9 protein-coding genes are annotated in these 10,695 nt (G+C 65.9%); 8 read left to right on the top strand and 1 reads right to left on the bottom strand.

Translation table 11 applies throughout. From position 1 onward, the window contains the following. The first annotated feature begins 133 nt into the window (after positions 1-133). From NRG23_RS01325 to NRG23_RS01290, 8 genes are all read left to right on the top strand, one after another. Entirely contained in the window at positions 134-493 is a 360-nt protein-coding gene (locus NRG23_RS01325) for a response regulator (protein ID WP_103330645.1), read from the top strand. A 128-nt stretch (positions 494-621) separates the two neighbouring features. Then, on the top strand, positions 622-1,914 hold the full coding sequence (locus tag NRG23_RS01320; protein WP_028682578.1) for a glycosyltransferase: 1,293 nt from the start codon (positions 622-624) through the stop codon (positions 1,912-1,914). 281 nt (positions 1,915-2,195) lie between these two features. Further along, entirely contained in the window at positions 2,196-3,101 is a 906-nt protein-coding gene (locus tag NRG23_RS01315; protein WP_016703823.1) for an AraC family transcriptional regulator, read from the top strand. 244 nt (positions 3,102-3,345) lie between these two features. After that, entirely contained in the window at positions 3,346-4,188 is an 843-nt protein-coding gene (efeU, locus tag NRG23_RS01310) for an iron uptake transporter permease EfeU (protein WP_016703822.1), read from the top strand. 9 nt (positions 4,189-4,197) lie between these two features. Beyond that, positions 4,198-5,397: an iron uptake system protein EfeO gene (efeO, locus tag NRG23_RS01305; protein ID WP_257373532.1), complete on the top strand. Its 1,200-nt coding sequence runs from the start codon at positions 4,198-4,200 to the stop codon at positions 5,395-5,397. Between the two features lie 18 nt (positions 5,398-5,415). Next, entirely contained in the window at positions 5,416-6,738 is a 1,323-nt protein-coding gene (efeB, locus tag NRG23_RS01300) for an iron uptake transporter deferrochelatase/peroxidase subunit (protein WP_016703820.1), read from the top strand. A gap of 30 nt (positions 6,739-6,768) precedes the next feature. Then, on the top strand, positions 6,769-7,593 hold the full coding sequence (efeO, locus tag NRG23_RS01295; protein ID WP_038632767.1) for an iron uptake system protein EfeO: 825 nt from the start codon (positions 6,769-6,771) through the stop codon (positions 7,591-7,593). 262 nt (positions 7,594-7,855) lie between these two features. After that, positions 7,856-9,055, top strand: coding sequence for an MFS transporter (locus NRG23_RS01290; protein ID WP_257373531.1), 1,200 nt, complete (start codon positions 7,856-7,858; stop codon positions 9,053-9,055). A 234-nt stretch (positions 9,056-9,289) separates the two neighbouring features. Here the strand turns inward: NRG23_RS01290 and pssA are convergent, their stop codons facing one another. Then, on the bottom strand, positions 9,290-10,633 hold the full coding sequence (gene pssA, locus NRG23_RS01285) for a CDP-diacylglycerol--serine O-phosphatidyltransferase (RefSeq protein ID WP_009049274.1): 1,344 nt from the start codon (positions 10,631-10,633) through the stop codon (positions 9,290-9,292). Positions 10,634-10,695: the final 62 nt, after the last annotated feature.

The raw sequence follows: 10,695 nt of genomic DNA, 5'->3' as shown, positions 1-10,695 counted from the left end.
CTGGCACAGCTTGTACAGAATTACTTTTTTGTACAGCTTCGGGAACTTGTCATTGCGCGTCATTTACTGATGCAAGAGACAAGCACCTTTTTCCGCTGCCGTCCTTTTTTTCCATTTTTTCGAGAGCCTTGCCATGTCCCCCACCGATTCCACCATCCTGGTCGTCGAAGACGACGCCATCGTGCGCATGCTGATTGTCGATGTGCTGGAGGAGCTGGAATTCAAGGTGCTGGAAGCCTCGGGCAGCGAAGAAGCCCTGACCCGGTTGCAGGACAGCACGCTGCAAATCGACCTGATGATGACCGACGTCGGCCTGCCCGGCATGGACGGCAAGGAACTGGCGGCCCATGCCCGCACCTTGCGCCCGGAGCTGCCGGTGCTGTTCGCCAGCGGCTACGCGGAAAACATCGAGGTGCCCGCCGGCATGACGGTGATCGGCAAGCCCTTCTCCATCGACCAGTTGCGCGACAAGGTCCGCGCCATCCTCGGCTGAACCCCCGGTAACCCGCTCCGAGCCGACCAGCGCCTGGGCCATGGGCGCCGGGACGGCCGCGCCAGCGCCCTGCTGTGGTTTAATGGCGCCCCCGCAAACACCCCCGCTTTTTTCAGGAATACCCACCCATGAGTCCGACCGCCGCCACCAAAGTCCTGGTCATTGGTTACGTCTGGCCCGAACCCCGCTCCTCGGCGGCCAGCGGGCACCTGATGCAGATCCTCCAGGTCCTGCTCGGGCAAGGCTGGGACATCACCTTCAGCAGCCCGGCCAACCCTGGCGAGCACAAGGAAGACCTCAGCGCCCTGGGCATCCGCGAGTGCCCGATCGAACTGAACAACAGCAGTTTCGACCGCTTCATCGCCGAACTGGCGCCGGATATCGTGCTGTTCGACCAGTTCATGATGGAGGAACAGTTCGGCTGGCGCGTCGAGCAGCAGTGCCCCGGCGCCCTGCGCGTGCTGGAGACTTCCGACCTGCAGAGCCTGCGTCACGCCCGCCATCAGCGCCTCAAGGAGCGCCTGGGCGCCTGCGACGACAATGATGACTTCAGCGCCCTGTTCGCCCCCGCCGCCGAGCAGGAGTTCGCCGGCATGGCCGAGACCGACCAGGCCCGGCGCGAGATCGCCGCGCTGTACCGCTGCGACCTGAGCCTGATGATCTCCGAGTTCGAAATCGATCTGCTGGTCAAGCAATTCGGCCTGCCGCCGGCCCTGCTGCACTGGTGCCCACTGATGCCCGAGCAGATGCCGCACAGCTATGTGCCCTTCGCCGAACGGGCGCACTTCCTGAGCATCGGCAACTTCCGCCACGCGCCGAACTGGGACGCGGTGCTGTGGATGAAAAACGCCGTCTGGCCGCTGATCCGCCAGCAACTGCCGGGCGCGCAACTGCATATCTATGGCGCCTACACCCCGCCCAAGGCCGCGGCCCTGCACAACCCGGCCCAGGGTTTCCAGGTGATGAACTGGGCCGAGGATGCCTTGGAGGTCATGTCCGCCGCGCGGATCTGCCTGGCGCCGCTGCGTTTCGGCGCGGGCATCAAGGGCAAGCTGCTGGACGCTATGCTCTGTGGTACGCCGAGTGTCACCACCCCGGTCGGCGCCGAAGCCATGCACGGCGACGCGCCATGGCCAGGAGCGGTGGCCGAGTCGGCCAGCGCCATCGCCGCGGCGGCGGTGCGCCTGTATCAGGACCAGGCATTGTGGAGCGCGGCCCAGGAACAGGGTCGCCAGCTGTTGCTTGCGCGCTATCGGCAACAGGTCCACGGCCCGGCCCTGATCGAGCGCCTGCAGCACTGCCGGGCGAACCTGGCGCAACTGCGCCGCGACAACTTCACCGGCGGCATGCTGCGTCACCATCACCACAAGAGCACCCAGTACATGGCGCAGTGGATCGAGGCGAAAAACCGCCTGGCCTGAGGCTCCTGTAGCCGCTGCCGCAGGCGTCAAGAGCGCGTCCCTTCGGGGCGATCGCAGCCTTCGGCAGCGGCTACAGAAACCGAGCCGTGCCTCGATCTGTCAGCCGGCACAAACCCTGTAGCCGCTGACGGGCACCAGCGAGGCTGCGATAGGGCCGCAGGCCCTCAGCGATCTTGAGAACGCCGCGCCCGAGCGCCTGCAGGGATCTCCTGGCCAGCACTGGTGCTGGATATCCGATGGAGGCATGATCTGGCGCAACAACGATAAGAAAGCGCAGCGCCATGAGCCGATCAGCGAGAGTCACCGACCCTTCCTACGAATTGATGGACGACCACAACGGCCTGTCGATCATCTATCGCCAGCACGGCTTCCCCTGCCCCCTGGTGCGCTGGCATTTCCACAAGGAGTACGAGCTGCACCTGATCGTCGCCAGCTCCGGCAAGGTGTTCATCGGCGACTACATCGGCAACTTCTACCCCGAATCGCTGTTCCTCACCGGCCCCAACCTGCCCCACAACTGGATCAGCCAGGTGGCCGAGGACGAAGTGGTGCCCAAGCGCGACATGCTGGTGAACTTCACCGACGAGCTGTTCGAAAGCGGCTATCAGGTGTTCGCCGAACTCAAGAGCCTGACCCCGCTGCTGGAGCGCGCGCAGTGCGGCATCGAGTTCCGCTGCAAGCGCACCATCGCCCAGGCCATGGACCTGATGCAGCGCATCGCCGACTCCAGCGGCATCACCCGCCTCGGGCACTTTTTCATCCTGCTGGAACTGCTGGCGGCCTGTGACGACTACCAGTTGCTGTCCGGCGCCACCAACGTGCAACTGGCCGACGAGCACAACGTCGACCGCACCAACCGCGCGGTGGACTACATCTTCGCCCACTACGCCCGCGAGCTGCCGCTGGAAGAAGTCGCCGACTACCTGGGCATGAAACCCACCTACTTCTCCCGGGTGTTCAAGCAGGCCACCGGCCGCTGCTTCGTCGAGTTCGTCAACCGCCTGCGCATCAGCAAATCCTGTGAACTGCTGGCCGACGGCGACAAGCCGGTGACCGACGTGTGCTTCGAGTCCGGCTTCAACAACATCTCCAACTTCAACCGGCGCTTCCAGCAACTCAAGGGCATGACCCCTTCCCACTACCGGCGCCTGGCCGTGCAGCGCCTGACCGAACAGAACCTGGCCTGACCTCCCCGCCCCCTGTAGGAGCGAGCTTGCTCGCGATCAATCCAGTTAGCACCGCGGGCATCTGATCTGGCGCTATCGCGAGCAAGCTCGCTCCTACAAAAAGCCTCACCCTCAAAGACCAGAGGCCGACTTGGCAAACGCGCTCCGTTCAGCTGACGTTCAGCAAATAGCAACCATAGTCATTTGCGAATACGTATCAACATGTTACAACTTAGCTCCCTATCTATCTGCCCGCCGGTGCTGAATGCTCGTTCCATTTCTGATCATGCTGCGCGAAGGGATCGAAGCCGCGCTCATCGTTGGCATCATCGCCAGTTACCTGCAACAGACCGGGCGCGGCCAGTGGATGCCGGCCGTGTGGATCGGCGTGTTTCTCGCCGCGGCCCTGGCCCTGCTGGTGGGCGGCGGCCTGGAGCTGATGAGCGCCGAGTTTCCGCAAAAGCAGCAGGAACTCTTCGAAGGCATCGTCGGCCTGGTGGCCGTGGGCATCCTCAGTTCCATGGTGTTCTGGATGCGCAAGGTCGCGCGTTCGATCAAACACTCCCTGCAAGCCTCGCTGGACCAGGCGCTGACCGGCTCCCGGCACCAGGTCACGGCGCTGATCGCCATGGTGTTCTTCGCCGTGGCCCGCGAAGGCCTGGAAACCGTGTTCTTCCTCCTCGCCGTGTTCCAGCAGAGCCAAGGCCCGGCGGCACCGATCGGCGCCCTGCTCGGCCTGGCGCTGGCGATCGTCGCAGGCGTGCTGATCTACACCGGCAGCATGCGCCTGAACCTCGGCGCGTTCTTCCGCTGGACCGGCCTGTTCATCCTGGTGGTGGCCGCCGGCATCCTCGCCAACTCGGTGCAGGCCCTGCATGAAGCCGGGGTCTGGAACCACCTGCAGAGCGTGCTGTTCGACTTCAGCGCCAGCCTGCCGATGGACGGCCCGCTGGGCTCGGTGCTGGCCGGCATGTTCGGTTACCAGGACACCCCGACCGTCAGCACCCTGGGCGCCTACCTGCTCTACCTGCTGGTGACCCTGGTGCTGTTTTTCCTGCCCGGCGCGGCACCCGTCGCCAGCCCATCGTCTTCCGTTTCCAGCCACTAAGGCCTTTCCATGACCCAGCAAGCCTCCCCACAGCCCCCGGCACCGAGCGCCCTGCGCTGGGCGCTCGCGGGTTCCGTGATGGTGATGATCGCCGCCGGCGGGCTGTTCTATTACGCCTCGCAGCTGGCCGCCAGCAAGCGCCAGGCGCACAAGGACGAAATCACCGTGACCATCCACCCCCACAGCTGCGAGCCGAACGCCCTGAACGTGCCGGCCGGGCTGGCGAGCTTCCGTATCGTCAACCGTTCGGACCGCGCCGTGGAGTGGGAAATCCTCGACGGCGTGCTAGTGGTCGAAGAACGGGAAAACATCGCGCCGGGCCTCAGCCAGGTGATCAACGCCAGGCTGCAACCCGGCGACTACGCCATCACCTGCGGCCTGCTGAGCAACCCGCGCGGCACCCTGCATGTGACCCCGACCACCGAATCCGACGCCCAGGCCAAGGCCCGGCCGTCGATGGTCGCCTTTATCGGCCCGCTGTCGGAATTCCGGGTCTACCTGAGCAGCCAGGGCACAACCCTGATCAAGGCCGTGAGCGCCCTGGAGCAAGCCATCCAGGCCGGCGACCTGGCCCAGGCCCAGGCCTTGTACCTGCCGGCGCGCGCGGCCTACCAGCGCCTAGCCCCGGCCGCCCAGCGCCTGGGCGAGCTGGACAACAGCATCAACGCGCGCGCCGACTACTTCGAAAAACGCGAGCAGGACCCCGGCTTCGTCGGCTTCCACCGCCTCGAATACGCGCTGTTCCAGCAACGCGACCTGAGCGGCCTGGCGCCGATCGCCCAGCGCCTGCTCAGCGATGTCATCACACTCAAGCAACAACTGCTGGCCCAGTCGCTGCCACCGGAGCAACTGGTCAGCCTGGTCGCGCGCGCCCAGCGCAGCATTGCCGAGGTGCGTGCCGGCAGCGGCGAGGAAGAGCGCTACAGCCACAGCGACCTCAACGGCTTTGCCGCCAACCTGGAGACCACCCGCAAGGTCGTCGACCTGCTGCGCCCCTTGCTGGCCAAGCCCGCCGCCCCGTTGCTGGCGCAGATCGACAGCGCCCTCGGCGCCCTCGACAGCCAGTACGGCGCTTTGCGCAGCGCCGAGGGCTATGCCTCCTACGACAGTGTCGGCGCCGATCAGCGCAAGCGGATCGCCGACCAGGCCAAGGTTCTGGCCGATGCACTCGATGGAATCGATCCCGCCCTTGGCCTCTCAGGCCTGTAAGCAGAAGACGCCCGCCCGATGAACGACTCAGATCCATCCAATCCAGCTTTCTCCGCCCAACGCCGCCGTGTACTGCTGGGCATGGGCGCCGCCGGTGTCGCCCTGGCCGGCAGCAGCCTGAGCTGCCCGGCAATGGCAGCCCAGACCGGGAAAACCACCGCCCAGGTCACAGAAGCCCCGAGCAGCGACAAGACCCAGGACCGCCACGATTTCCACGGCCAGCATCAAAGCGGCATCGTCACCCCGCGCCCGGCGGCCGGCATGCTGGTGTCGTTCGACGTGCTGGCCAGTGATCGCGAAGACCTGGAGCGACTGCTGCGCACCCTCGACCAGCGCATCAAGTTCCTCATGACCGGCGGCCCGGTCCCCCAGGTCGACCCGAAACTGCCGCCGCTGGACTCGGGCATCCTCGGCCCCGTGGTGACCCCGGACAACCTGACCATCACCGTCTCGGTGGGCGCTTCGCTGTTCGATGAGCGCTTCGGCCTGGCCGCGGCCAAACCCAAGCGCCTGATACGCATGGTCGGCTTCCCCAACGATGCGCTGGAACCCGACTGCTGCCACGGCGACCTGAGCCTGCAGTTCTGCTCCAACACCGCCGACACCAATATCCACGCCCTGCGCGACATTGTGAAAAACCTGCCGGACCTGCTGCTGGTGCGCTGGAAGCAGGAAGGCAGCGTGCCGCCCCAGGCCCCGGCGCGTCCTGGCGAACCGGCGCAGAGCGCGCGCAACTTCCTGGGTTTTCGCGACGGCTCGGCCAACCCCGACTCCAACGATCGCAAGGCCATGGAGCAGATCGTCTGGGTCCAGCCCGGCAGCGACGAACCGGCCTGGGCCGCCCATGGCAGCTATCAGGCGGTGCGCATCATCCGCAACTTCGTCGAGCGCTGGGACCGCACGCCCTTGCAGGAACAAGAAAGCATCATCGGCCGGGTCAAGGCCTCGGGGGCGCCCATGGATGGCCAGCAGGAACACCAGGTGCCGGACTACCGCAAGGATCCCCACGGCCAGCTGACCAAGCTCGACGCCCATATCCGCCTGGCCAACCCGCGCACCGCCGAAACCCAGCGCAACCTGATCCTGCGCCGGCCGTTCAACTACTCCAACGGCGTGAACAAGAACGGCCAGCTGGACATGGGCCTGCTGTTCATCTGTTACCAGGCCGACCTGGAGCAAGGCTTCATCGCGGTGCAGACCCGCCTCAACGGCGAGCCCCTGGAGGAATACCTCAAGCCAGTCGGCGGCGGGTATTTCTTCACCCTGCCCGGCGTCACTGGCGAGCGCGACTTCCTCGGTCGCGGGCTGCTCGAGGCCACCCAAGCGAAAACCAGCGCCTGACCACCACTCACACCCCCACGGAAACGTCCCATGAAAAAGTCGCCCCTTGCTGTGTTGCTGACCCTTGGCTTGCTCCATGTTCCGCTGTCGGCTGTGGCCGCCACATCGCCGCTGGAACTGGTGGGGCCGATTTCCGACTACAAGATCTACGTCACCGAGCAGCTCGACGAGCTGGCCAGCCACACCCAGGCCTTCACCGACGCGGTGAAGAAAGGTGACCTGGCCACCGCCAAAAAGCTCTACGCCCCGACCCGGGTGTACTACGAGTCGATCGAGCCGATCGCCGAGCTGTTCAGCGACCTCGACGCGGCCATCGACTCGCGGGTCGACGACCACGAACAAGGCGTCGAGGCCGAGGACTTCACCGGCTTCCACCGCATCGAGTATTCGCTGTTCGCCCAGAACTCCACCCAGGGCCTGGACGCTCTGGCCGACCGCCTGAACAAGGACGTCAAGGACCTGCAGGCCCGCGTCGCCGGCCTGACCTTCCCGCCGGAGAAAGTCGTCGGCGGCGCCGCCGCCCTGCTGGAGGAAGTGGCCGCGACCAAGGTCTCAGGCGAAGAAGACCGCTACAGCCACACCGACCTCTACGACTTCCAGGGCAACATCGACGGGGCGAAGAAAATCGTCGACCTGTTCCGCCCGCAGATCGAGAAGCAGGATGCAGCCTTCGTCGCCAAGGTCGACAAGAACTTCGCCACGGTGAACAAGATCCTGGCCAGGTACAAAACCGCCGACGGCGGCTTCGAGACCTACGACAAGGTCAAGGACAACGACCGCAAGGCGTTGGTGGGCCCGGTCAACACCCTGGCCGAAGACCTCTCGACCCTGCGCGGCAAGTTGGGGCTGAACTGAGCTCCGGGTACCCGGCCCGATCTTCCGTAGGAGCGAAGCTTGCTCGCGATAGCCGCGCAGCGGCGATATTCAAATTTCACCGCGTCGTCCTGGCGAACTTATCGCGAGCAAGCTTCGCTCCTACAGACAAGCGCTGGCGTACCGATGACTTGCCCCATCACCCAGGCTGCTGATCTACCCTCACCTGCGCCGATAACCCTGGGCGGCGGCGCGTTTTAGCGATAACGTCCCGCGCACTCCTGACTTTCATGGAAGATTTTGCATGTCCACCCCAACGGCCCAACCGCCGCAGACCGCCGCCCCGTTCAAACTCTTGCCGCTGATGCTCGCCTACATGGCCTGCACCATGTCGATGATGGCCTTCGTCTCGCTGATCGGCCCGATCGTCCGTGTGCTCGGCCTGGCCACCTGGCAGGCCGGCGCGGCGGTGACCGTGTCCGGGGTGATCTGGATGCTCCTGGCGCGGCCCTGGGGCCAGGCCAGCGACCGCTTCGGGCGCCGTCGAGTGCTGTTGCTCGGCACGGCCGGCTTCACCCTCGCCTACTGGGCGCTGTGCCTGTTTATCGATGTCTCGCTGCACCTGCTGCCGGGCATGTGGCTGGCCTTTATCGGCCTGATGCTCGGGCGCGGCCTGATCGGGGTGTTCTACGCGGCCATCCCGGTGGGCGGCTTTGCCCTGATCGCCGACAACGTCGAGCCCGAGCATCGGGCCCGCGCCATGGCCACCCTCGGTGCCGCCAATGCCGTCGGCCTGGTGCTGGGCCCGGCCGTGGCCGCGCTGCTCGCCCGGGTCAGCCTGAGCCTGCCGCTGTACGCCATGGCCGTGCTGCCGCTGGCGGCGTTCCTGGTGCTGCTGTACAAGCTGCCGCGCCAGGAACTGCACCTCAAGCAGGCGCCGCGCTCGGTACGCCTGAGCGACCCGCGGCTGCGCCGACCCATGGCGGTGGCCTTCGTCGCCATGCTTTGCGTGTCCATCGCGCAGATCACCGTGAGCTTCTACGCCCTCGACCGCCTGGGCCTGGACAGCGCCGACGCCGCCCAGGCCGCCGGTATCGCCCTGGCCATGGTCGGCGTGGCGCTGATCTGCTCGCAACTGGTGGTGCGCAAACTCGAATGGCCACCGCTGCAGATGATCCGCGCCGGCGCGCTGCTGGCCGCCAGTGGCTTTGCCGGCTGCATGCTGGTGGAAAATGCCTGGGGGCTGTGGCTGGGCTTTTTTGTCTCGGCGGCGGGCATGGGCGCGATCTTCCCGTCCTTCTCCGCCCTGGCGGCCAACGCGGTGGACACCTCCGAACAAGGCGCCACCGCCGGTTCGATTGGCGCGGCCCAGGGGTTCGGCGTGGTGATCGGCCCGTTGGCCGGCTCGCTGATCTACGCCGTCGAACCGCGCCTGCCCTACCTGATTGCCACGCTGTTGCTGCTGTTGGTGGCGAGCTGGCCGGCGGCGAAAAGCCCCATCTGATCGAGCGCCGATACCGCTGTAGCCGCTGCCGCAGGCTGCGTACCTCCCGAAGGGGCGCGGCGATCTCGAGACCGATGAAGGCCCTGCGGGCCTTGTCGCAGCCTCGCGGGCTCGGCAGCGGCTACAGGGATCGGGGCCTGGCTCCGTGTAGCCGCTGCCGCAGGTTGCGATAAGCCCCGCAGGGGCTTCAGGGCCAGCAAGAACGACCCCATCGTGGATCGTTCGCCGCGGACCTCAGAGGATGCGGTAGAGCAACCGCTCGATCCGCACCCGGCTGACCCGGCGCAGGAACTTGCCGACCGCCGCCGGGTAGTCCACCAGGGTTTCCAGGCGCTGGAAGTGCTCGATGCGCTGGGTGTGGCGGAAGATCGTTTCCAGCTCCTGGCGCCGCGGCTCCAGCAACTCGCCCTTGGGGTCGTCGAGCAGCAAGGCGTTTTCCAGGTCGAGGCGGAAGGCCCGCGGGTTGAGGTTGTTGCCGGTGAGCAGGGTGTAGCGCTGGTCCACCCACATGCCCTTGAGGTGGTAGGTATTGTCGCCGTCGCGCCACAGGTGCAGGTTCAGGCGGCCGCTGTCGATGGCCTTCTGATGCCGCTTGGCGAAGCGCCGCAGGCTGATCTCGTACAGATAAGGCAGCGCGGCGATGACCTTGAACGGCTCGCTCGGCGGAATGTAGAAGTCGTTGGCGGTCTTGTCGCCGACGATAATGTCGATCTTCACCCCGCGCGCCAGGGCGCGATTGATTTCCCGGGTCACCGCCAGCGGCAGGTTGAAGTACGGCGTGCAGATGGTCAGTTGCTGCTGGGCGCTGGCGATCAGTTCGCAGATGACCCGGCTCAGCGGGTTGTTCTTGCCCACCCCGAGCAGCGGGCTGACCGACAGTGTGTCCTTGAGCACCCCACCGGCACTGGTGTCGTAGGCCGCGTGCTTGAGGCGGCTGCGCAGGTCGCCGATGTCGTTGCGCAGGCTGCGGGTGGTCGGCAGGTTCGGCAGGTCCAGGCGATGCACCGCCCGCGACGCCACCAGGCCATGCTGGACCAGGTGCTGCATGGAGTCGGCCAGCTCGCGGTTGTGCAGCAGGTGGTAGCGGTCGAAGCGGTACTTGTCGAACTTGTGCAGGTACACGTTGTTCAGGCTGGCGCCGCTGTAGATCACGCAATCGTCGATCACGAAACCCTTCAGGTGCAGCACGCCGAACAGCTCGCGGGTCTGCACCGGCACGCCGTACACCGGCACCTCACTGGCGTGGGTACGGGTCATTTCCTGGTACCAGGCCGAGTTGCCCGGCTGCTTGCCGGCGCCGATCAGCCCGCGCTGGGCGCGCAGCCAGTCGACCACGACCACCACGTCCAGCTCCGGGCGCGCGGCCTTGGCGGCGTGCAAGGCATCGAGAATTTCCTGGCCGGCCTCGTCCTGTTGCAGGTACAGCGCGACGATATAGATGCGCCGGGTGGCCTGGGCGATTTTCTCCAGCAGGCAACGGCGGAATTCGGCGGCGCCATTGAGGATGGTCAGGTCATCGGCAGCCAGCGGGAAGCTGCGCAATTTGGGCAGCAGGGAACGTTTGAAAAGCGACGGCATAGGGCTCGCAGAAGGTCGAATCCAAAAGAGCGCAAGAGCTTACACCAAGGTGCCGGTTCGGG

Source organism: Pseudomonas sp. T8, assembly GCF_024610635.1.
Lineage (GTDB): Bacteria > Pseudomonadota > Gammaproteobacteria > Pseudomonadales > Pseudomonadaceae > Aquipseudomonas > Aquipseudomonas chlororaphis_I.
This window is presented reverse-complemented; position numbering and strand designations above follow the sequence as displayed.

Excerpts from the sequence above, each read along its gene's own strand:
- NRG23_RS01325 (WP_103330645.1), top strand. The coding sequence starts at position 134 with ATGTCCCCCACCGATTCCACCATCCTGGTCGTCGAAGACGACGCCATC.
- NRG23_RS01320 (WP_028682578.1), top strand. The coding sequence starts at position 622 with ATGAGTCCGACCGCCGCCACCAAAGTCCTGGTCATTGGTTACGTCTGG.
- NRG23_RS01315 (WP_016703823.1), top strand. The coding sequence starts at position 2,196 with ATGAGCCGATCAGCGAGAGTCACCGACCCTTCCTACGAATTGATGGAC.
- efeU (WP_016703822.1), top strand. The coding sequence starts at position 3,346 with ATGCTCGTTCCATTTCTGATCATGCTGCGCGAAGGGATCGAAGCCGCG.
- efeO (WP_257373532.1), top strand. The coding sequence starts at position 4,198 with ATGACCCAGCAAGCCTCCCCACAGCCCCCGGCACCGAGCGCCCTGCGC.
- efeB (WP_016703820.1), top strand. The coding sequence starts at position 5,416 with ATGAACGACTCAGATCCATCCAATCCAGCTTTCTCCGCCCAACGCCGC.
- efeO (WP_038632767.1), top strand. The coding sequence starts at position 6,769 with ATGAAAAAGTCGCCCCTTGCTGTGTTGCTGACCCTTGGCTTGCTCCAT.
- NRG23_RS01290 (WP_257373531.1), top strand. The coding sequence starts at position 7,856 with ATGTCCACCCCAACGGCCCAACCGCCGCAGACCGCCGCCCCGTTCAAA.
- pssA (WP_009049274.1), bottom strand. The coding sequence starts at position 10,633 with ATGCCGTCGCTTTTCAAACGTTCCCTGCTGCCCAAATTGCGCAGCTTC.